The organism is Alkalimonas sp., assembly GCF_020831925.1.
Classification (GTDB): domain Bacteria; phylum Pseudomonadota; class Gammaproteobacteria; order Enterobacterales; family Alteromonadaceae; genus Alkalimonas.
Window position 1 is genome coordinate 1 of sequence record NZ_JAFIFQ010000023.1, and the last position, 23574, is coordinate 23574.

Sequence of the window (23574 nt, forward strand, 5' to 3'; positions counted from 1 at the left end):
TATTTAGTGAAATCTAATTTAAAAGAGGTGCCCCGATGACTACGCAACAGCAGCCGATGCACATTGAGATGTTTTTTGATAACGATAGCAGTACTTTCAGTTATTTGCTGGTGGACGAGATCAGCAAAGTGGCTGCACTGATCGATCCTGTGCTCGATTACGATGCCGCCGCCGGCACGGTCGATACCCGCAGTGCCGATCAAGTGCTGGCCTACCTGAATCAGCACCAACTGACCTTGCAATGGATTTTAGAAACCCATGCCCATGCTGATCATTTATCGGCTGCGCATTACCTGCGGAAAAAAACCGGTGCCCAGGTCGGTATTGGTGAAGGTATTCGCAAAGTGCAGCAGACTTTTAAGGTGGTGTTTAATATCGGCGACGAAGAGTTAACAGCCAAGGGCGATTGTTTTGATCACCTGTTCCATGATGACGAGACTTTCCAGATTGGCACTTTGACCGGACGGGTGATCAATACGCCGGGGCACACCAACGACAGTGTCAGTTATCTGATAGCCGGTCATCTATTTGTTGGTGACTCTTTGTTTATGCCGGATGCCGGTACTGCGCGCTGTGATTTCCCGGGAGGCGATGCTGCTTTGTTGTTTCAGTCCATTCAGCGCTTGTATCAGCTACCGGATGAAACACCTATGTACATGTGCCACGATTATCAGCCCAATGGCCGTGAGCTGCGCTATAAAACCACAGTGGGGGAGCAAAAGCGCCAAAATATTCATGTTGCGGCGCAAACACTTCAGCAGGATTTTGTGCAAAAGCGCACGGCGCGCGATGCAACCCTGGCCGTGCCGCGGCTGATTTATCCTTCGGTACAGGTCAATATCCGCGGTGGTCAGCTGCCGGCAAAAGAGGGAAATGGTACGGCTTATATCAAGATCCCACTGAAAGGTAGCGAGCAACTGGGTTGATGGGCTAACTGGTGCGGTTAGCACACTGAATGCACAGAGTGGTGTAGGGAATGGCCTGAAGCCGCTCCAGTGCGATTACCTCCTGGCAAGCCGAGCAGCGGTCGTAGTTGCCTTGCTCCATCCGGGTTAAGGCACGATTGATGTGTTGCAATTCCTGTTCGGCTTTAAGCTCCAATGCATTTAACACATCATCATTTTCCCGCTCCTGAGCTTGCTCGGCTAAGTCGGAGCTGCGTCCCTGACGAAAATCGTGCTCGATGGCGGCAATTTGCCGCTCCAGCTTCATTTTGCGTTGCAGTAACTCTTGCTTTAGCTTTTGCAATGGCATCGCGATCTCCTTGGAGTAGTTTAATTATGGAGTGTAGCGCATTTTTTGCTCAGCTTACTTGATCTGTCTCAACGACTGCGTGAGTACTGAATTCGATCACCGGGTTGCAAGCTGGCGGGCGGATGGGTGATCACCCGTTCACCCGCTTTAAGCCCGGATTCCAGCTGCGTCACCAGTCCACTGCGCCGGCCAATCTCAACCAAGCGTAGCTGTGCTTTGCCATTTTGAGCGACAAAGACCGCCCAGTGTTGCTGACCCTGATGCTGCTCGCGAAATAAGGCACTGGTCGGCAGGCTGAGTACTTCATCGCCTTGCCAGAGCACAAAGCGGGCTTCGACCCGGTAGCCTTCGCCCAGGTGCTGCCAAAGCTCTGGGGGCGATTCAATGCTTACCAGCACTGGCACCCGTTGTTCATCCACCCCCAGTGCCGAGACCCGGGTAAAACCGGCCGGTTCAACCCGACGTACCAGTCCCTGCAGGGTGCTATCACCGCCCCAGCGCTCCAGATATACCGTCATACCGGGGCGCACCCGCACCGCATCGGCCGATAGCAAGTCAACCTGCACTTCCAGCTGATGTAGGTCTCCAAGTGTCAGCACCGGCACCCCGGCCATAATGACACCTTCGCAGCAGCGATGACGCTGCAGTACCAGGCCGCTAACCGGCGCCAGCACTTGCAAAACACGCTCATCACCACTGCGGCTGCCATCGGTAATGGCCAGCAGGGCGCGGGCATTTTCGACTTCGTAGCGGGCCACATCAATGGCGGCCCGGGCAACGCGTTCGGCCGCCTGAGCGCGCTGCCATTCGTGGCGCAGCCGCTCCAACTGAGTGGCGGAAATCACGCCTTGTTGCTGCAGGCCCTGATGACGTTGATACTCCTGCTCGGCGTAGCGACGCTCCTGCTCACTGCTGTCAAAACTGGCTTCAGCGGCCAGCAGCCTGGCTTTGGCGGCAGACAGCTGCTCTCTGGCCTGCTCCAGGCTGCGCGCATCCAGCGCCGGTGTAGGTGCTGGCTCCAGGGTTAGCAGGGCCTGGCCGGCCTGGACTGCATCGCCCGGCTCCAGCTCAACCCGGTGCAGGTAGCCGTCTATCGGCGCCGAAATGGTGTAGGTATCGCGCAGCCGGGTTCTGCCTTCATCGGCAATGGTTTCGGCAAAATAGCCAGCATGCACCTCGCTGACAGATACCTGCACAGCGGCAGGCCGAAGTGCCAGCAACAGGGCCACTAGCACTGCTGCGGTCAGCAGGTACAAAAACCAGTGTTTGGTTCGCATGATCATGAGGTTACTCCGTTTTTAAAGCCGAAATCATATCCAGTTGATGAAAGCGCCTGAGCATCAGGCTGAGCGACAAAGCGGTGGCCACCAGCACCCCAAGCGCTGCCAACGCAAAGCTGGCCGGTTCCAATACAAAAGGTAGGCGAAACAGATCCATGGTCAGCGCCTGTTGCAACGACCAGGCAAAGCCGATCCCCAGCACCCAGCCCAAGGGGATCGCCAGCAGGGTCAGCAGCAGCACTTCACCGGCCAGCACCCAGCCCACCTGGTAGCGCTCAAAGCCGAGCACCCGCAAGGTTGCCAACTCACGTGAGCGCTCAGCTAAGGCAATGCGGGCATTGTTGTAGATCACCGCAAAGGTAATGGAGCCTGCCATCAGCAGCAGGATAGCCATCATCCCCAGCAGCGTATCGGCAATGTAATTCCGAAGCTGCTGCTCGATATCGGCCATCTGGCTGATACCGGCGATAGTGGGCCGCTGCTGCAGGCGTTGTTGCAATTCAGTGCGCTTAAGCGGATCGGTCAGTAACCAGACACCGGAAATAGCAGGGCCTTCCCGCAGCAGGCGGTTTAAAGCTCTGCGCTCCATATAACCACTGACGCCAACCGGCTCATCCACCACGGCCGCCACCGGCAGCTCCACCAGGCGGTTGGCTCCCTCCATCAGTTCAGCCTGCACCCTATCGCCGGGTTTGACCCCGAGGTAGTCGGCCAGATAGCGGGTTAACACCAGGCCTTCAGCGGGCAGTTCTATCGGCGTTAGCTCCTGGTCGAGCAGTCGCCTTAGTTGAGGTTTGGCCTCCAGCCCTTGCAGTACAGTGCGATAGGAGGTGCGTTGATAATGCAGCCGCACCGGCACCATGCGAAAGGCTTCGACGGCCAACACCCCAGGTTCTGCCTTAATTTCGGCCAGTATCCGCTCCGGGCTGGTTTCGCTTAGCATTAGCTGGGTATCCATGCGCAGAATGTGGCGGTATTGTATGTCCAGCAAGGTATTGAGGGCATGAAACTGAAAACTGCCAACCAGCAGCAAGGCTGAGGACAGTGCGATGCCAAGCACCGACAGCAAACTGCGGCCGGGATAGCGCAGCAGGTTACGCACAATGATCCGGTTCAGTTGGCCCAGCCAGGGGCGCAGTAACATCTTCTCAGCCAGGCCGCGCTGAAACTGGGGTGGCACAGCAGGGCGCATGGCTGCTGCGGGCTGAAGTCTGGCGACCTGACGCAGCACATTGAAAACGCCCACAACGGCGGCCAGTAACGCCAGAAGTAAGGCCAGAGCCAGGTGACGCAGTTGCACCCGCAGTTCCATATCGGGAAAATGAAAATAAGCGGCATAAAGCTCAGCCAGGCCTGTTGCCGCCCAAAGCCCAAGACCAATGCCGAAAATAACTCCAATCACCACGATCACGCAGGCCAACTGCAGGTAATGCAGTAGCAATGAATTGTGGCTATAGCCAAAAGCTTTTAACACTGCAATTTGCTGCAACTGATTGCGCACCAGCCGGCCAATCAGCACATTGAGCAGGAAAGCGGCCACGCCAAGAAACAGCAGCGGCAGGAACCAGGCCATCACGCTTAATTGCTCTAACTCTTCGGTTAAAAAACGATGCGAAGCTTGCTCGGCTCTGAGGTAACTACCCCGGCTGCCATAGGGAGCCAGCAGCAGATCCAGCGCATCGAGCACCGGCAGCGGATTAGCACCGCGCTGCAGGCTAACACTCAGGTGATTAAAAGCACCATCCATCTGAAAGGCATGGGCCAGGGCGCGTCGTGGCATCCATAACACGCCAAAGCGATGATAGTCGGGCAGCAGATCGGCCGGGCCCAGCTGATAAATAAACTCAGGCGACAGCACGATGGCGCTTACTTGCAGGCGCTGCAAACGGCCCTGAATGACCGCAGTGATGTGATCGCCGGGTTGCAATTGATGGGCTTTGGCAAAGGGCTCGGTGATGGCGACCTCATTGGCTGCGACCGGTAAGTGCCCATGCAGCAGCACCAGTTGATTTAGCCGCGGCAGGCCCTGCTCTGGCAGTGACAGCATCAGGCCACGAATAGGATCGTCAAAACCGGCCACTTCCAACCGTACCGGTGCCCGCACCGAGCTTTGCAGCTGTTGTACGCCGGGCAGCAGCTGCAATTGTGGTAGCAGGTGCTCTGGTGCTCTGGTCAGATCGACAAAGACATCGCCAAAATGTGCCTGCTGATAAAAGCGCTGCTGGGCCCGTTCCAGCATATCCAGCGTAGTGACCGCCAGAAACAGCACCATGACACCGGCCCCTATCACAGCCGCGATGGCCAGGATCTGACCTTTCATCGCCAGTAGGTCGCGCCAGAGCTTTCGTTGCAAGGCCTGCATTACCAGCTTAGCTCCGAGGCTGATTTGGGGTTGGGGTTGTGCTGAATATCGACAATCTGGCCATCTTTTAACCGTATGACCCGATCAGCCATAGCGGCAATGGCTTCGTTATGGGTAATGACCAGAGTAGTAGTGCCCAGTTGTTGGTTGATCTGATGCAGCACCGCCATTACTTTGCTGCCGGTTTTGGAGTCCAGCGCGCCTGTGGGCTCGTCGCACAGCAGCACCCGTGGTTTTTTGGCAATGGCGCGGGCAATCGCCACCCGCTGTTGCTCACCGCCGGACAGTTGCGATGGGAAGTGATTGCTGCGCTCGCTCAGATCCACCATAGCCAGTGCTTCTTGCGGCGACATCGGGCTGGGACTGATGTCTGTGACCAGGGCAACATTCTCCAGTGCCGTCAGGCTGGGGATAAGATTGTAAAACTGAAACACAAAGCCGACCTGCTCGCGGCGATAGCGGGTCAGCGCCGTATCATCGGCCTGGCTTAATATTGCATCACCATAACGCAGTTCACCGGAGCTGGCTGTATCCAGCCCGCCAAGAATATTTAGTAAGGTGGATTTGCCAGAGCCGGATGCGCCTAACAGCACCACAAACTCCCCACGATACAAAGTCAGATCGACGCCACGCAGCGCCTGGATCAGCACATCGCCCATCTGGTAGTGGCGGGTTAGCTGGTGGGCGGAAAAAACGATGTCTTGGCTCTTGGTTGTTGCAGGCACCGCGTATCCTTATGAAAAAGCAATAGCTCAGTATGGCACAGTCTGATGCGAAGAGGCTTGATCTGCAGCAAGCTGGATGGTCTTGTATTCACTGAATAAAAAAGGGCGCAGCAGCTGCGCCCAACGGGAGTGTTACCTAAACAGAGCCTTACTTAGAAATAAGCCCGGATCCCTAACGAAAGCTGGGTGCCAAAACGCTCTAGGTAAGCGACCTGGTCTTCGCGGTCGATGTAATGCCAGGCGCGGTTGTTGGTGATGTTGGAAGCTTCGGCAAACACCGTGACCTTGTCATTGATGTCGTAGCTCAGGCTGGCATCCAATTGGCCATAAGCAGCATGCCAGGCCGGCCCACCCCAGGCATCGGGGTTGAGCAGGTACTTGCTGCGCCAGTTATAGGCCAGCCGTGCCTGCAGGCCATACTGCTCGTAGTACAGCACAGCATTGTAAGAGTTTTTCGACATGCCCTGGAAGGGCAGGCCGGCCGCTTTTAACGCTGGATCGTCGTAGTTGCTCTCGACATAGGTGTAATTAAGCAAAAAGCCCAAGCCATCGAAAGGCGCTGGCAACAAATCCGCAAAGGATTGCTGCCAGGCCAGTTCATAGCCACGGACAGAGGCGCCATAATCACCACTCACAGGCTCATAAATAAAGTATTCAATGCCTTCAACCACACCAGGTTTGCCTTCAGAACTAATAAAGGACAGGATATCTTTGTAAAAAATACCCAGGTTTAAAGCACTGGCCTCGGCAAAGTACCAGCCCAGCACCAGATCCCCCTGGCGTGCCCGCTCGGGTGGGACACTGGCATTGCCCCGACTTAAGACCGGCAAACCTTGTTCACGACTGGTAAAGTTTGGTGCAGCCCAGGGACGAAGGTAACCCAGACTTGGCCGGCTCAGCACTTCGGCAGCAGAGGCTCGCAGTTGCAACTCATCATTGAGCTGCATCCGGAAATTCATGCTGGGTAGGATATTGGTATAGCTACCGCTGTAGCCGACATCGACGACTTCATCTTGCCAATCATTATTGATGGGTTGACCTGTAGCCGGGTTTAACTCAATCAGGCCAAAGTCATAGCCAAACCCTGTGGCGTCGACGCTGGTGCGGCTAGCCCGCACACCCAGGTTAAGGACATAAGGCATCTCGGCCAGCTCACTTTCGAAGTCCGCCTGCAGATAGGCGGCAGTAACTGATTCCGTGACTTTGTAACTGTCCTGCGGCACGGAGCTTGCCACGATACCGGCATTAGCAGCATCCGCATTGATGGTACGGTAGTAATCGACCAGATCATCGTAATCAAAGCTTGGCCATGGATTGGGCGTAATGCTGTTTTCACCTTTTAGGAAGTTGTCAAAATTGGCTGGGCGAAACACCGAGGATGGAATGGCAAACAGTTCAAAGGCACCACGTTGAAAGACCGTGCTGTCATCAAATTCGTAACCGTCCTGTGCTAGAAAGAAACCACCGCGACTAAACTGGCTGGGATTTCTGGAGCGAAAGCCACTTTGTTGTTTCGACTGTCGCAGGTAACTCAGACCAGCATCCAGCCGGGTTAATATACTGCCAAAAGGTTGATACTGGCTTATGAGCTTTAGATCGGTGACGGTATCTTTGACCCCGGTGCCAGAACTCAAACTGTAATGCGCACCGTACTGCTGGTCGGCGGTCAAGCCAGGTTCAATCATCACATCGGGCAGCATATTGCCGGTGCTGTAATCAATATCAATGGCATCGACAAAGCCGCGTGCAACAATGAAACGATTGTTGCCGTTGTTTTTATTGCGGGCTTCCGAGTATGCGGCATCCGCTTCCAGCGTCCACTCATCATTCAGGTAATAACGGGCATTGCTGCCCAGTTGCCAGGTATCGCTACGCCGAGGTGTGGTGCGGTTAAGCAGCTCCACCATGGTTTCAGGGCCAGTCTGTCGGATTTTGTTGACCCGGCCCAGCTCGTCAAAACCCGGGTCGGTAAAGATGGGTGTGCTGGGAGTCCAGGGCTCGTCGTAATTGACAAAACCAATCTCATAAAAACTGCCATCGGTGGTGTATCGGGAGTACAAGGCATCCAGATTTAAATCTAGCCGAGCATTGGGTTGCCATTGCAATGCCAGCGAGCTGCCAATGCGGGTGCGAACATCCTGAGCATTGGCGAAGTACATGTACATGGGGATTTGAGAAGGAAAGCGCTCGTCATCGCTGATCACCCCATCGCCATTCATATCCACATTCAGGAAGGCGTCCTCATCTTCATCCTCAAAACCTGATGCCCTGTAGGTATCTGCTCGTAAAGTTTTCCGTGAATACACCATGGAAAACAAAGCCCCCAGCCGGTTATCGGCTGTCTTATCGCCAATGATAAATGAAGCATGGGGATGAATGTCGCCGGAGCGTGACTCATGAATGCCTTTGACTGAGGCTGCCATGGTGCGGCCATCCAGCGCCAATGGCTTACGGGTTTCGATGTTGATCACAGCGCCTATGCCGCCATCTATGAGCCTTGCTTCTGGAGACTTGTATACACTAAGCACATTGACCAGCTCGGAGGCGATGGTATCGAAATTAAAATCCCGGCCAGCAAATTCTGATGCCAGCTTGCGGCCATTCAGGGTGGTAGTGTTGTAACCACCACTTAAACCCCGCACCGAAATGTTCTGGCCTTCGCCGCTGTTGCGGGTGATGGTGATACCTGGAATGCGCTGCAAGGCTTCGGCTAAGTTTTCATCCGGAAACTTCCCAATATCATCCGCCACCACAACATCAATCACGCTGGTGGCGTGTTGTTTTAAAAATTGCGATTCGGTAATGCTGCCGCGAATACCGCTGACCTGAATGCGCTCGATGTCTTCTTCAGCATCTGTTTGTTGCTCTGCCAGCGCAAAGGGTGCTTGCATGCTGAAAAGGCTGGCAAGAGCCAGTACCAGTGGCCTAGGTGTGAATCTGTGCTGTTTCATAAGTTCCCCAGTGATCTCATTGTATTGTTTGATGTGCGCTCTTGCCTTGAAAACTGCCTGCTTCAGGTTTAAATCGCAAGATATCGAAAGTTAATCTGTTTTCGATTATCTTTTTATAGCCTGCTTTTTGTGCTTTGATCAATAGTGAAAGCAAAAAAAAATAGTGCTTGCTTTTTAAGTTTTGGGCTGGTAAATCTATACAGCGTTGGCTGTAGCGGGGCTTCGTCCGGAACTGTTGCGAAAACTTCGTAAGCATTTGAAAGTATCAACCGGAGTGTTATCTTAAGGTTGGATTTAAACTAAGAGCATGGTTGATATGACTGGATTAAATACGATTGAACGGCAGCAGCAAATTGTGCGGCTAACCCAAGAGCAGGGCAAAGTATCGGTGAAGGCGTTGTCCGAGCGTTTCGAAGTGTCGGAAGTGACCATTCGAAACGATCTAAGCGTGCTGGACAGAAAAAAGCTGCTGGTACGTTCGCGCGGTGGCGCCATGGTCAACTCACAACTCAGCCGGGAACTGTCGTTGAAGGAAAAAAGCCACCACCGTCAGGCTTTGAAGCAGCAGCTGGGTAAAGAGGCAGCTTTATTAGTGGGTGATAACGAGCAAATCTTGCTGGACTCCGGGACCACCACACAGGAAGTGGCCGCCAACCTGGTTGAGCGGAAAAATCTGGTGGTGATGACCAATGGTTTGAATATCGCTTTGGAGCTGGCGCAAGCAGACGAAGTCCAGGTGATGCTGACGGGCGGTGTGTTGCGGAAAAAGTCGATGTCCTTTTATGGGCATCTGGCTGAGAAGAGTTTGCAGGATTTTCATTTCAACAAGTTAATCCTGGGTGTTGATGGCTTTGACTTGAAAACAGGGCTGGCAACACACTTTGAAAAAGAGGCGGTGCTTAATCGCATTATGTGTGAAATCGCCAGTGAAATCATTGTGGTAACCGACTCATCCAAATTCAATGCCCGGGCATTTCATCGCATTTGCCCAATTCAACGGATCCATACCCTGGTTACCGATGATGGCATTCCGGATGAGTACGTGCAGGCATTAGAACGACAGGGTGTGCGCTTACACCTGGTCAAACAAAATAAATAACAGGAGTATGGCTATGTCCAAACTGAATCGTCGATCGTTTTTAAAGGCCACCATGGCCACAGCCGCCCTCGGGGCCATGACCGCCTGCACCAGCAGTCAGGCAAGTGGCGCTTATACCCCGGCTGCTAAAGGCAAAAGTGTGATGGGCCTGGTAGCCCCAAAAATGGACACGGTTCGGGTTGGCTTGATTGGCGTCGGTGAGCGGGGCGTTGGCTTTGTGCGGCATTTCTGTCATATCGATGGCGCTGTGGTGACTGCGGTATGCGATACCGATCCTGTGGTGCTGGAGCGGGCAGCCAATATTGTGACCTCGTTGGGAGGGGAAAAGCCAGCCATGTACGGTGAGCATCCTTATGCCTATCGGGATATGCTGGCGCGGGAAGATATTGATATTGTGATTATTTCTACGCCCTGGGAATGGCACCATCCGATGGCCAAAGACAGCATGTTGGCTGGCAAGCATGCTTTTGTTGAGGTCCCTTTGGCGCTGACGGTGGCAGAAATGTGGGATCTGGTCGATACCGCTGAGAAAACCCAGCTTAACTGCATGATGATGGAGAATGTCAATTACGGCCGGGATGAGCTGATGGTGCTGAATATGGTGCGTCAGGGGCTCTTTGGCGAGTTATTGCATGGCGAAGCGGCTTACATTCATGAGCTGCGCTGGCAAATGAAGCAGATGGACCGCAAAACCGGCTCCTGGCGTACCCATTACCATACGACGCACAACGGCAACCTCTATCCGACCCATGGTCTTGGCCCTGTGTCGCAGTACATGAATATTAACCGTGGCGATCGTTTCGATTACATGACCTCGATGAGCTCACCGGCGCTGGGCCGGGCAGCTTATGCCAAACGCGAATTTCCAGCCAATCATCCGCGCAATCAGCTGAATTTTATTCATGGTGATATGAATACCAGCATCATCAAGACTGTGAAAGGCCGGACCATTATGGTACAGCATGATACTACCACGCCCATGCCCTACAGCCGCCACAATCTGATCCAGGGTACCAATGGTGTTTTTGCCGGCTTTCCAAATCGTATTGCGCTGGAAAAGGGCGGGCGGCTCGATTTCCACCACTGGGATTATGAGATGGAACACTGGTACCAACAATACGACCACCCATTGTGGACCCGAATGGGCAAAGAAGCGGAAAAACAGGGCGGCCATGGTGGCATGGATTTTCTGATGTGCTGGCGCATGATCTACTGCCTGCGCAATGGCGAGCCTTTGGATCAGGATGTGTACGATGGCGCCGCCTGGTCGGTGATTTTGCCACTGTCGGTGGCATCGGTGGCCGATCGCGGCAACTCGAAAGATATCCCGGACTTTACCCGTGGTGCCTGGCAAACCGGCAAACCACTTGGCATTGTCAGCTAGCCGGCGCCATTTCTACTCGCACGCTTATGCCCTTTAACCGGGGTCTTGCCCCGGTTTTTTCAGACACTTGAGGATCGCATGCACGCATTGCACTCCATTTTTGCTGCCAATAAAGCTGGCAGCCAGCAAGGTATCTACTCCGTTTGCTCCGCCCATCCGCTGGTACTAAAAGCGGCTTTGCTTCAGGCGAAGCAAGATCAGAGTCGGTTACTTATTGAAGCCACCGCCAATCAGGTGAATCAGTTTGGCGGCTACACCGGCATGATGCCAGCCGATTTTATTGCCTTTGTAAAGCAACTGGCTACCGAGGTTGGTTTCAACCCTGAACAACTGGTGTTTGGTGGTGATCATTTGGGACCGGTCTGCTGGCAGGATTTGCCGGCGGCTGAAGCGATGCTTCAGGCAGAAGCGCTGATTGCTGCTTTTGTCGCTGCTGGTTTTACCAAAATTCACCTGGATACCAGCATGCGCTGCGCCGATGATCCGGCTGTGCTGTCGGATCAACTGATCGCCAGCCGGGCGGCGCGTTTGTGCCAGGTTGCGGAAGAAAGTGCGGCCAGGGAAAATCTGGCCGGCACCCTAAGTTATGTGATTGGCACTGAAGTGCCGCCACCTGGTGGCGTATCCGAATTGGAGCAGGGCATAGTGCCGACCTCGGTGGACAGTGTGCAGGCGACACTGCTGGCGCACAGGCAGGCATTCGCCCAGCAAGGGTTATCGGCAGAAGTCTGGTCGCGGGTGATTGCGGTGGTGGTGCAGCCCGGTGTGGAGTTTGATAACACCAGGGTGCATGCTTTTGATGCTGAAAAAGCCAAAGCCTTGTCGGCTTTTATTGCTGCTGAACCTGGCCTGGTGTTTGAAGCGCACTCCACCGATTACCAAACTGAAGCGGCCTATCATGCCTTGGTGCAGGGGCACTTTGCTATTTTAAAAGTCGGGCCTCAACTGACTTTTGCGCTGCGTGAAGCCTTATTTGCGTTGGCACAGCTGGAACAGCAACTGCTACCCGCCGCTGAGTGTTCACAGCTGCAATCAAAATGTCTTGAGTTGATGCTGGCCAAGCCAGGGTACTGGCACAAGTTCTATCAGGCAGAAGGTGCGAAGCTGTTGGAGTTGCAGTTATACAGCTACAGCGATCGCATTCGTTATTACTGGCCTGAGCCCGTGTTGCAACAGGCCCAGATCCGATTATTCGACAATATTCGGCAATTGGCGGTCAGCCAGCCGGTACTGCATCAGTTCTTACCGCAGCATGCGCAGCCTGAATCCGCTGGCGATATGGTGGCTGATCCCGAGCAACTGGTGATCCGTCATATACAATTAGTACTGGCACGTTATGCCAGTGCCTGTGGTTTGCGCTGCAAACAGGAGCAATCTTCATGACAACGGCTTTGAAGCATGATGCGGGTTTAACCCTTGGTTTATCGCAGGCTGAGTTACGTCAGGCCGGAGCCCTGGCGACCGCGAAAGAAATTAGTCAGCAACCAGAGCTATGGCGCACTCTGCTTGATGGCTTCGAGCAGGAAACCGCGGGCTTGTTACCCTGGCTTACTACGGTACTGCAGCAGCCCGGGCTTCGCGTGATCCTGACCGGTGCTGGTACCTCTGCTTATATCGGCCAGGCACTAGCTCCTTTTTTGCAACAGCAGCTGGGCAGCCAGGTACAGGTGCTGGCACTGGCGACGACCGATTTGGTCAGTCATCCGCAGCTTTATCTGGCCGGTGATCAGCCGGTGTTGCTGGTGTCTTATGGCCGCTCGGGCAATAGCCCGGAAAGTGTGGCTGCCGCAAGGATTGTGCGTCAGTTGCATCCTGACAGCCATCATCTGGTGCTGAGCTGCAATGCCGATGGCAAACTGGCCAACATGGCTGCCGGTGATGCAGCTACTCAGCTCTGGTTAATGCCAGCTGACGCCAATGATCAGAGCTTTGCTATGACCAGCAGTTACAGCTGCATGCTGTTTGCAACCATGTTGTTGTTTGGTGCAGACAAGATGCAGGCAAGCCGGATGATTGCATTAAGTCAGCATCTTTTGCAGCACAGTGTGCCCCGCTTAAAAAGCCTGTCGGCGCACAACTGCGATCGTATCGTCTTTCTTGGCTCAGGGCCCTTACAGGCGGTGGCCAGAGAGCTGGCGTTGAAATACCTGGAGTTGACTGCCGGCCAAATCCCAAGCTTTTACGAAACAGCCCTTGGCTTTCGGCATGGTCCGAAATCTTTGGTCAATCAGACCACTCAGATTGTGCTGCTGGATGCACTTAGCCCATACAGCCGGCGCTACGATATGGATATGCAGCAGGAGTTGTGCCAGGACCAGCAGGCCTTGTCGGTGCAGTTGTGCTCTGAGTTACTGGATACAGACTTACTGCCGGATGACGATAGCTGGCTTTGCTTTCCTTATGCGCTGTGCGGTCAGTTGTTGGCGTTTTTCAAAGCCATTGAACTTGGGATATCGCCAGATAATCCGTGCCCAGCCGGCCTGGTCAATCGGGTAGTGCAGGGCGTAACCATCTATCCACTTATAGAGCGGTAATGGTGATGAAACTTTGTTATGGCCTGGATATAGGTGGCACCAAGATGGAACTGGCCATTTTTGACCAGCAGATGCAGCTGCAACAAGAATGGCGACTGGCCACGCCAACCACCGACTATGCCGATTTCCTGCAACAACTTTGTGCGCAAATAATCAAAGCCGATCAGTTCAGTGGACAGCAGGGACAGCTTGGCATTGCGCTGCCAGGCATTCAGGATGCAACCGGCAGGGTCATTTCAAGCAATGTACCTTGTTTAAACGGTCAGCAGGTTGCTGCTGACTTGCAACAGCAGCTGCAACGCCCGGTGGCTATTGGCAATGATTGCCGCTGCTTTGTGCTGTCAGAAGCTGTGCTTGGAGCTGGCCGTGGTTTTAACCGGGTGCTGGGTGTCATTCTGGGCACCGGCTGTGGCGGTGGCTTTTATGCCGATGGCTCTTTGCAACAAGGTGCACAGCAGTTGGTGGGCGAGTTTGGCCATCAAAGTCTGGCGGCCCGGGTGATTCAGCAGCATCAGCTGCCTCTTTATCTGTGTGGCTGTGGCCTGACGGGCTGTGCCGAGACCTATGTCTCCGGGCGCGGGTTGGAGCGGTTGTATCAGCACTTCGGCGGCGCACCAAAGAGCACCTATCAGTGGCTGGAAGATTATCGGACCGGGCAGTCAGCGGCGATCGATACTTTTGTCGCCTATATGGATGCGCTTGGATCCGTGTTGGCGGCTCAGGTGCTGGCTTACGATCCGGATGTGCTGGTACTGGGAGGTGGTCTGTCCGATATTGCGGAAATAGTGGCAGCGGCAGCTGAGGCGACTCAGGCACATCTGTTTGCCGGTGTGCAAGTGCCGCCCATCAAGGTGGCTGAAGGCGGTGCTGCCAGCGGTAAACGTGGCGCGGCTTTATTAGGAGCAAAGGCCAATGACTAATTCATTTCAAATTATGGCGCCAAAAGTTCTGACCGCAACGGGCTGGCTTTACCATGCCTATGTCAGCATTCAGCACGACCGTATTATCAGCATAGGCCAAGCCCCTGATCCTGCTTTGCCACTGCTTACTTTAGAAGAAGGCACACTGGTGCCCGGGCTGATTGATGTGCAGGTGAATGGCGGTGGTGGTGTCCTGTTTAATCAGGCTCCTGATCGCCAGGCGCTTCGTACCATGCTCAAAGCCCATGCCCAGTTTGGCACCACGGCCATGTTACCTACAGTGATTACCGACTGCATTGCTGTGATGCGCCAGGCAGCCGATACCATAGCCATAGCCATTGCTGAGCAAGAGCCTGGGGTGCTGGGCATTCACTTTGAAGGGCCTCACCTGTCACTGGTGAAAAAGGGAGTGCATCCGCCTGCTCATATACGCTCGCTGAGCGATGCCGAGTGGCAGTTGTACCGCCGCAAAGACCTGGGCATCAAAGTGGTCACGCTGGCACCAGAAACGGTCGCTCCGGAGCTGATAGCGGAGCTGGTAGCGGAAGATGTGCGCGTGTGCCTCGGGCACTCCAATGCCGACAGTGCCACGGTACAAGCGGCATTGAACGCAGGTGCTACCGGTTTTACCCACCTCTACAATGGCATGTCACCACTGACCTCGCGTGAGCCGGGCATGGTGGGAACGGCCCTGACCGACAGAAGCAGCTGGTGCGGTATTATTTTAGATGGCCATCATCTGCATCCACTAGCGGCCTTACTGGCCTATCAGGCCAAACCCAAAGGCAAGTTAATGCTGGTAACTGATGCGATGTCGCCGGTAGGCACCGAGCAGCAGCAGTTTGATTTTTTTAGTGGCAAGGTGGTGCGCGATGGCAGTCGTTTGACCGACTCATCCGGCTCTTTGGCGGGCTCGGTGCTGGATATGATCACCGCTGTACAGCAGGCCAGTCAGCAGTTGGGCATCAGTTTTGCCGAAGCGCTGGCTATGGCTTCGGCTTATCCGGCAGATTTTCTGGGTTGTGCCGACCGGCTGGGTCGTCTGGCACCGGGTAAACAGGCCGATTTGGTCTGGCTCGACGACTCACAACAGGTCCGACAAAGCTGGGTCGCCGGTCGGCCATTTTATGTTCATCCTCAATCGAAGGTAGCGTTATGACGACAGACTTCAGGCAACAAAGCAGCTTTTTTCCGATGCTGTTGATTGGCATTTTGTTTTTTGTGTTTGGTTTTGTCACCTGGCTGAACGGTGCCTTGATCCCTTTTTTAAAAATTGTCTGTGAATTAAACGAGTTTCAGGCGCTGTTAGTGGCTTTTGCCTTTTACATTGCTTATGTGGTGATGGCGTTGCCGATGTCTACCTTATTAACCCGCTTTGGCTATCGCAACGGTATGACCATTGGCTTGGGTATTATGGTGGTTGGCTCCTTGCTGTTTATTCCGGCGGCGCAAAGTGCACACTATGCCTTCTTTTTGCTAGCGCTTTTTGTGCTGGGTACCGGCCTGACCATTTTGCAGACTGCTGCCAATCCCTACATTGTCTGTATTGGTCCGCGTGAAAGTGCCGCCATGCGCATCAGCATTATGGGCATTGTGAATAAAGGAGCGGGCTTTATTGTGCCTCTGGTGTTCGCTGCCTGGATCCTGACCGGTATGGATCAGTACAGCGAAGAAGCGCTGGCGCTACTTAGTCCAGCGCAGCAGGCCGAGCAGCTGCAGGCTTTATCCAATCGCCTGGTGGTACCTTACCTGTATATGACGGCCGCTTTACTGGGGTTGATGGCTTTTGTGTACTGTTCACGTTTGCCAGAGCCGGATTTATCCGAGCCGGAGCCCGCGGCGGATGCCGTCACTTCCCTGGTGGCAGAAACCGAGCATGCGACGGATGCAGCAGACAAAAACGATTCGGACTGGCGGGCTATCTGGCGTCATCCGCGGCTGGTGTTGGGCTTTATCGCCCTGTTCTTTTATGTTGGCGTCGAAGTGATTGCCGGTGATAGCATTGGGCTGTACGGACAAGGACTTGGCGTGGCACACTTTGGCATCCTTACTTCCTACACCATGGCCTTTATGGTGGCAGGCTATCTGCTTGGGGTTTTGCTGATACCACGCTATTTGTCTCAATCCACTGCGCTGGTAGGCTCGGCGCTGGCTGGGATCCTGTTTAGTTTTGCCATTTTGTTCAGTTCGACCGAGAGCTCCGCTTTATCGGCCTGGACCCTGAGTTTGGCAGGGGTTCCGGAGGTGCCGGACTCAGTGCTCTTTGTTGCCCTGTTGGGATTTGCCAATGCGTTGGTGTGGCCTGCCGTCTGGCCGCTGGCGCTGCAGGGGTTGGGTCGTTTAACGGCGACAGGTTCTGCTTTATTGATTATGGGGATTGCCGGTGGTGCTTTATTGCCTTTGTTGTACGGCTATCTGGCCCATAGCAGTGGTAATAGTCAGTCAGCATATTGGATGCTTATCCCTTGCTATGCGTTTATCCTGTTTTATGCACTGAAAGGCCATAAAATAAGGAGTTGGTAATAAACCATTGAGCTAAAAGCAGTTCACTACCTTTTTCCTATCCATAAAGCGGCTATACTCAGTGACATAACTATCATTGCACTGAGGATGCCGCTTGCTAAGTTCGTACACTTCGCTCGAACGATACTGGACTTTTAGCCGACGCCAGTTGTGGTTTTGGTGTCACATCAGTGCCTTGGGTTTTGTCACTAATTTGCTGGTGTTGCAACTGCCACTGCTAGCACCCTTGCTGCTTGGTAATACCGCCTTCTTGGCTATTTTGCTTCGGCTTGGGCCATTCTGGGGGCTCGCTTCTTTTGCTGTAGTGGCAATGCCGCTATGGGGGGCCTGGTTTTGGTGGCTTAGTCTGGCCGAGTTTATGCTGGTATTGATGGCCTGGCGTTCGGGTCGGCAGAATATTATGTCGCTGTATCTGAACTGCTGGTTAGCATTAGTACCTGCCGTTTTTGTGTATCTTTGGTGGTTGCAAGGCATTGGCATCGGCTTTGCTGCTCTTATCAGTCTGATTCTGTGTCTTGGAGGCGGAATGAGTCTGGTAGGCGCTAAATTGATCCTGAACGTGGCCATCAGTACTCGCTTAAGCCGGCAACAGCCTTTGTCGGAACAATTGGCCGGGCGAATTACGGTTTATTCCGCTGTGCCAACCCTGGTGTTGATTCTGGCGGCTTTGCATGCTTTTGTGGCCTGGGATTTAAACAAGCGACATGAACAGCTACTTCGTTTAGAGCGGCAGTTTTTAACCTTTAGTGCGCACCAGTTAAGGCAGTTTCGTACCACTTTGCTGCAAGCCGCACTAAATTATCCACGTTATCAGGATGAACGAATTCTGGATGATTTACTGCAGCTACAACCACACTTTATCTCCGCAGCGGTGACCGATCAGCATGGCGATGTTATTAGCTACCGGATCCGTGGAGGACATCAGTTGATGGGCTCAGTCAATGTTTCCGATCGGGAATATTTTAAACAGCTGCAACTAAAGCCTGTGGGTACTTACGTTAGTGATGCCTATGTAGGGCGGGGGCTGGGAGACGATCTACTGTTTGCCGTTAGTGCGCCTATGTTAAATTCTGAGCAACAATTTATCGGTATTGTCCAGGCCTCGGTGTTGCTCTCCTCGGTGGCACAACAGCTGCAACCATCTGACAGTCCGGAACAGATACGAGCCGTCTTGTTGGACAATCAGGATAAACAAATTTGGTCGGTCCCTTTTACCGAGGGATATGGTCAGCTGTTTCAGCGTGGCAGTGACTTTTTACCCGGGAAGCGCGTTTTTATCAACTCCTGGTTTCTGCCCGAGGGTGGGGTCCAGCTTAATCAGGATGGTCGAGGCTTTATTCGAAGCCATCAAACCGACGATGGCTGGTTGCTGCTGATGCACTATCAGCTAGAGGCTGTTCTGCTCGGTTATAACATATTGACATTAATGGTGATTTTGCTGGTTGGTTTGGCACTTTGGTTGCTGAATCGCACCTCTTTTTACTTTGTCCGTTTTTACAGTCGTCCGTTACGGCAATTGGTGCAGTCCATTCAACGATTGGAGTTGCAAACTGACGCACCTTTTTGTGATCTGTCGGCCAGAGCCAGCGGTTTGGAGGTGCAGCAGCTGTTCGATGAATACAATGCGATGGTTCTACGCTTGCATCAGGCCCGAAGCCGGCTGGAAGAGCTCAATGCCAGTTTGGAGCAACGGGTAAAGAAACGAACAGAAGAGCTGGCGAATGAGCGGGATAGGGCAACTCAATTGGCTCAGGTTAAATCACGCTTTTTAGCCACCATGAGCCATGAGCTGCGCACCCCATTAACCGCTATTATTGGCTACACAGAGCAGCTGCAGCTTGGTCAGTTGCTTAATGCAAAGCAACAGCAGCAGCTGGAAGTGATCAGCCGTAATAGTAATTATCTGCTGAGCATCGTCAATGATATTCTTGATGCAGCCAAGCTGGAAGAGGGCAAGCTATCAACTGAAGTCCAGTCGGTCGCTATCAAAAAGCTGTTGCACGATCTATGCAGTGACATGACCAAATTGGCCACCATCAAAGGCTTACGGCTGGATTTTTCCTTTGATGACCGTATCCCTGTCTGGCTGCGATTGGATCCCCAGCGACTGCAGCAAATCTTGCTGAACTTGCTCAGCAATGCCATCAAATTCACTGAACAGGGGAGCATTCAGGTGCAAGCCTGCCGCAGCTCCTCGCATCGTTTACAGATTTCGGTCAAAGACACGGGCATAGGCATGACGATGGAGCAACTGGATAAGGTATTCAGTGCTTTTGAGCAAGCCGATAGCGGCACCAGCCGAAAGTATGGCGGGACTGGCTTGGGACTGCATATCAGTAGTCAGCTGGCAGAGTTGATGCACGGGGAGTTATCGGTCAGCAGTGAGCCTGGACGAGGCAGTCTGTTTACGCTGGAGCTGCCCTTGATGGAGCCGGAAGCTGGTACGATGGATGTGGCTGCTAAAAATTCGGTCTCAGAAATCGCAATCCCAAGGTTAGCTGGCAAGGTACTGGTGGTGGATGATGTAGACGATATCCGCTTGTTGGTGGTGGATTTATTACAACAAAGTGGTTTAACAGTGACAGCGGCTAAAGATGGTGCTGAAGCTGTGCAGTGTGCCAGCCAGCAGAGCTTTGACTTGATCCTGATGGATATGAATATGCCGGTGTTGGATGGCGCTGAAGCCACCCGTCAGCTGCGCGCAGCTGGTTTTAAACTACCCATTCTGGCTTTGACAGCGGACGTGTTACCGGACGACAGGGCGTTGTTTTTGCAGGCAGGCTGCAATGAGGTCTTGTCCAAGCCGATAGAGCCAGCCTTGCTGTATCATGCTCTTAAGCGCTATCTTGGGCAGTCTTCGATGTCAGTGGTAGCAGACTCCCCGGCAAAAGAGCTAACCGCTTCGATGATGTCTGCAGAGGACCGAATTGCTGCTTTAAAGCAGCGCTATGTTGCTCAGTTACCAGCACAGTTAGCGCAGTTGCAGTTATTGCTTGAGCAGCAGAATGAGGAGGGGGTACAGGCATTATTGCATCAGATGAAAGGCACGGCGGGCAGCTTTGGTTTGCAGCAAATTTCTGTTATGGCAGAGAGTATGGAGCAGGAGTTAAAAGCAGGGCAGCCCATGACTGACATGGACTGCACTAAGTTGGCGGCAGCTATCCAAGCTGCCGAAATAAAAAGCCCTTGATATCGGCAAGACCGAAGCAAGGGCAGGTCCATCAGAATTGAACCGTGAGCAGCTCAGTGCACTGATTATTTTGAGCATGACACAGTTGGTAGTTGGCTTGCAAAGCATCACTACGGAACTGATCATTGTATCGGCCGGCACGTTGAATGGTGGTAATGACAGCACCATCACGTAATAGCTGCAAACCCGCCGCTTCACCCTCAATCCGAAGTTGAACCAAAGTAGCGCCTGAGCGGGCCCGGTTTACCCGGATAACACTGAGCTCTGCTTCAAGCGGTGGTAATGGTTCACTCAGTTGCAAGGCAATCAACAATGGATCATGATCCGAGGTACGGAACGGATCTGCCGCATAGAAATTATCCGGTTTTACCAAGCCGCCAGGCAGTGGGCCTTCGCTGTAATTAAAGGCCGGAATTTCATCCGAGTTGATGTGCCAGGACCTGGCTGCTAACACCTTAGCCGCCATGGATGGGCTGGCAAAGGCATGATCCAGGCTGCCGGACTCACCCATAAAGGTGTAGCTGTACACGCTGTAATCGCCATCATTGCTTTGCACCGCCAAGTTCACAAAGCCAGCTGCCTCCATAGCGGCCAGCGGATCTTCTTTGGCGTAGGCATTAAAATCACCCAGCACCAGGATATCGCTATTGCCGGAGTTGGTAGGATCGGTTTCTAACCAACGCAACATGGCTTCGGCTGATTTGGTACGCCAGTTATTCCAGCAACCCTGGCCATCGCCTTGATCTGCATTGATACCGCTGGCGTTGCCACAGACTTTTGCCCGTAAATGCACGGCAACGGCGGTAAATACTGCACCTTGCTCTGTGGCAAAACTTTGTGCCAGCGCCGGGCGTTGCCGGGAAGTATCAAAGTCTGGATCCACGCTTGAGTCCAGCACGGCAAAATCACCTGCCAGGCTAACCCGATTGGCACGATAGATAAAGGCTGGCTTAATGGCATCGGTGCCAAGCCAGCCGGTAGCAACATAGTTCCAGTCAGGGGTTGTGGCAGCATCGTTCAATGCGGACACCAGATGTTGCAGTGTGGAGTCGTCGGCATCGTTTTCAATTTCAATCAAGGCCAGTACATCGGCCTCCAGCCCTTGAATAGCCGGAACTAACTTATCCAGCTGACGTGCCAGTTCGCTTTCTGAACGGGCACCGCGACAGCTCAGAGCGTTAGGGCCGCAGCTATTTCCTGGTAGATCGAAGGTTGTAAACAGGTTTTCGACATTAAAAGTCGCTACCTTGATATCACCTTGTTCTGCCAACTCAGGGGCATCCATTCTTGGGTTGCTGCTGGTGATAAAGTTGGGTGTACTCAGGTAGCGCAGTCGGTAAGCGCCGAAGGCATAGCTCATCACGCCTTCAAAACCAGCCTGCAGCTGATAACCATTGCGGATTGGGTTGAAAGCGGAAAGCTCAGACACGCCATCTTCACCGGTGATAAAAGGTTGGCGGTTGACGCCGGTCAGGCCATTATCAATGATGATGCGGTTCAGTCGGTTACTGGCCATTACCGCTTGTGCCTCGGTACCCGGCGTAACAATCTGTGTAGGATTGTACAAGCGACCACTAGACACGGTAAACTCACCAAAGCGCACCGCATTAAAGACGTCGGTGACGGTTAGAACATCGGCGGTTTGTACCCACATACCCGAGATTGCTTCAAGGGTTTCGAAGCTACTTACTGGCAGACTAAGCTCGGCCGGACTCACCATATGAAGGCGATTGCTAGCACAAACAGCCAGTTCACTGACATTGGACAGCTGCGTTTCTTCAAAAAACTCAGCGACAGTTCCACGAACCCGCACCAGATCCCCTAGTTGCACCGGTACCCCAAAACCATTGTCGTAGACAAAAATACCTTCGGATGTCATCGGATTGCTGTCCTGATGATGATCTTTTTCCTGCAAATAGAAACCACCGAGGCCACCGTTGTCGGTTTGCTGGAATACCGCAGTCACTACAGCTTGCAGCTGCACTTCTGCACCTTGCAGTGGGCTCTGGAAGCCTGCTCCTTGTATCTGGTGAATACGGCTGACTGGGTTATCGCAGGAAAAAATGACGGGCTCAACCGGATTTTCTGCAGTTAACAAAATATTGGCCAGGCGCCAGGTGCTGCAGTTGCCACTATCAAACTGATAACGCAGAGCCAGATGCACCTGTCCATTCAATGCTGCTAGTTGCTCAAAGCCATCAAAGCGCACGGGTACATTGTTGCTGCTAAAGTCATTCGGACTAATGCTGGTGAGTAAGACCCAGTCACCAGGATTTAATTCTGTACCACTGAATTGGGTGGAATAGTAAATATCCAGGTTATTGACGCCAGCAAAGCCGCGGGCGATATCGATGGCCAGGCGCTCACCGGTCTGGCTATCAACATCAAAGGCTGGTGATACCAGCCAACTGTCATTGGCACTGCAGCTGCCGTCGACAAAGCCAGAGAAGCTGACGTTATTAAAACCACCATCCCATTGCCATTGCTGCTCGCCCTGGAGACTCCATTGTTGCCAGCCTTTTTCAAACGGGTTGCTGGCAAAATCACGCTGATACACGACGATACGATCGGCATCGGCTGTCAGGGTGCCCGTGACTAGCAGGTTGTCAAAACGGTTATTGCCAGTGGCATTGCTGGCACCATTCAGTTCGATTCGAAAGTACACACTGGCCTGGTTGTTTAGCTCAGTGACGGCGGAGAAATCGTAGCTACGTAGTTGAAAGCTGCTGCCAAGGGCACCTGAATCGACTGCAAAATCTGTGAAGTTCTCGCCATCAACAGACCAGCTGATACGACGCTCATTAAACCCTGTGGCAGTGCCTCGTTGCGACCAGCTAAGCTGTAAGTCCTGATAACCTTCACTACTGATTTGAAGGACGATAGCTGCGCCATTGTTGCTGGTGCCAGGCCCACCTTGCACCGACAGGCTACCTCCGGCAGCATAACCTGGCAGGGCATTGATGGTACTGCCGGCAAAGGACTGAATGGTAATGTAGCTACCATTGGCTGCTGTATCCTCGTTAAAGTCGGTCAGGACAATGATACCTGCGCCCACATCGGGCTGTTGAGGAAAGGAGTCGGGATTAAAGCCAAAGCTGCCATCCGGCAGTTCATTGAAGTTTTGCGACCAGTAGGCGATGGGGGTTTGCGCCCACAAACCAAAGGTGCAAAGTATCAACACCAGTGAGAGTAGTTGTTTCATCGTTCGGTATCCGTATTATTTTAATGGTTATGACGTGGTACGGCAGTACGTCCTGGTAAGTGTTTAGCCTATCCAAGTGAAGTACGCATGGCGTCCAGCATGGACCCGTTACTATAGAAGTCTTTTGTGTCATTTTCATTAAATTTTTTA

15 protein-coding genes are annotated in these 23574 nt (G+C 53.3%); 9 read left to right on the forward strand and 6 right to left on the reverse strand.

Going from position 1 to position 23574, the window contains the following annotated elements; translation table 11 throughout:
• Nucleotides 1-35: 35 nt before the first annotated feature.
• Nucleotides 36-926: an MBL fold metallo-hydrolase gene (locus tag JJU14_RS08895; protein WP_228612688.1), complete on the forward strand. Its 891-nt coding sequence runs from the start codon at nucleotides 36-38 to the stop codon at nucleotides 924-926.
• A 4-nt stretch (nucleotides 927-930) separates the two neighbouring features.
• On the opposite strand, the gene JJU14_RS08900 is transcribed toward JJU14_RS08895, so the two are convergent.
• From JJU14_RS08900 to JJU14_RS08920, 5 genes are all read right to left on the reverse strand, one after another.
• Nucleotides 931-1254 (reverse strand): TraR/DksA family transcriptional regulator, encoded by a 324-nt coding sequence (locus tag JJU14_RS08900; protein WP_228612690.1) that lies wholly within the window; start codon nucleotides 1252-1254, stop codon nucleotides 931-933.
• A 68-nt stretch (nucleotides 1255-1322) separates the two neighbouring features.
• A complete protein-coding gene (locus tag JJU14_RS08905) occupies nucleotides 1323-2537 on the reverse strand; it encodes an efflux RND transporter periplasmic adaptor subunit (RefSeq protein WP_228612692.1) in 1215 nt (404 codons plus the stop codon).
• 4 nt (nucleotides 2538-2541) lie between these two features.
• Nucleotides 2542-4896: an FtsX-like permease family protein gene (locus JJU14_RS08910; RefSeq protein ID WP_228612694.1), complete on the reverse strand. Its 2355-nt coding sequence runs from the start codon at nucleotides 4894-4896 to the stop codon at nucleotides 2542-2544.
• A complete protein-coding gene (locus JJU14_RS08915; protein ID WP_228612770.1) occupies nucleotides 4896-5555 on the reverse strand; it encodes an ABC transporter ATP-binding protein in 660 nt (219 codons plus the stop codon). Before JJU14_RS08915 ends, JJU14_RS08910 begins: the two co-directional genes overlap by 1 nt.
• 218 nt (nucleotides 5556-5773) lie before the next feature.
• Nucleotides 5774-8572: a TonB-dependent receptor gene (locus JJU14_RS08920; RefSeq protein WP_228612696.1), complete on the reverse strand. Its 2799-nt coding sequence runs from the start codon at nucleotides 8570-8572 to the stop codon at nucleotides 5774-5776.
• Between the two features lie 316 nt (nucleotides 8573-8888).
• On the opposite strand from JJU14_RS08920, the gene agaR reads away from it, so the two are divergent.
• From agaR to JJU14_RS08960, 8 genes are all read left to right on the forward strand, one after another.
• Nucleotides 8889-9671: a transcriptional repressor AgaR gene (gene agaR, locus JJU14_RS08925; RefSeq protein WP_228612698.1), complete on the forward strand. Its 783-nt coding sequence runs from the start codon at nucleotides 8889-8891 to the stop codon at nucleotides 9669-9671.
• 13 nt (nucleotides 9672-9684) lie between these two features.
• Nucleotides 9685-11055, forward strand: coding sequence for a Gfo/Idh/MocA family oxidoreductase (locus tag JJU14_RS08930; protein ID WP_228612700.1), 1371 nt, complete (start codon nucleotides 9685-9687; stop codon nucleotides 11053-11055).
• Nucleotides 11056-11133: 78 nt separating this feature from the next.
• On the forward strand, nucleotides 11134-12438 hold the full coding sequence (locus tag JJU14_RS08935; RefSeq protein WP_228612702.1) for a D-tagatose-bisphosphate aldolase, class II, non-catalytic subunit: 1305 nt from the start codon (nucleotides 11134-11136) through the stop codon (nucleotides 12436-12438).
• The gene (locus JJU14_RS08940; protein ID WP_228612704.1) at nucleotides 12435-13589 is read left to right on the forward strand and encodes an SIS domain-containing protein; all 1155 of its coding nucleotides are present in this window, start codon (nucleotides 12435-12437) and stop codon (nucleotides 13587-13589) included. Before JJU14_RS08935 ends, JJU14_RS08940 begins: the two co-directional genes overlap by 4 nt.
• Nucleotides 13589-14509 carry an ROK family protein gene (locus JJU14_RS08945; protein ID WP_228612706.1) on the forward strand — a complete coding sequence of 307 codons (921 nt, stop codon included), beginning with the start codon at nucleotides 13589-13591 and terminating at the stop codon, nucleotides 14507-14509. The genes JJU14_RS08940 and JJU14_RS08945 overlap by 1 nt, the downstream gene beginning before the upstream one ends.
• On the forward strand, nucleotides 14502-15668 hold the full coding sequence (gene nagA / locus JJU14_RS08950) for an N-acetylglucosamine-6-phosphate deacetylase (RefSeq protein ID WP_228612708.1): 1167 nt from the start codon (nucleotides 14502-14504) through the stop codon (nucleotides 15666-15668). Before JJU14_RS08945 ends, nagA begins: the two co-directional genes overlap by 8 nt.
• Nucleotides 15665-17032, forward strand: a complete 1368-nt coding sequence (locus tag JJU14_RS08955; protein ID WP_228612710.1) for a sugar MFS transporter — start codon at nucleotides 15665-15667, stop codon at nucleotides 17030-17032. Before nagA ends, JJU14_RS08955 begins: the two co-directional genes overlap by 4 nt.
• Nucleotides 17033-17126: 94 nt before the next feature.
• Nucleotides 17127-20222: an ATP-binding protein gene (locus tag JJU14_RS08960; protein ID WP_228612712.1), complete on the forward strand. Its 3096-nt coding sequence runs from the start codon at nucleotides 17127-17129 to the stop codon at nucleotides 20220-20222.
• A 31-nt stretch (nucleotides 20223-20253) separates the two neighbouring features.
• Here JJU14_RS08960 and JJU14_RS08965 read toward each other — a convergent pair whose 3' ends face one another.
• Entirely contained in the window at nucleotides 20254-23424 is a 3171-nt protein-coding gene (locus JJU14_RS08965; protein ID WP_228612714.1) for an ExeM/NucH family extracellular endonuclease, read from the reverse strand.
• Nucleotides 23425-23574: the final 150 nt, after the last annotated feature.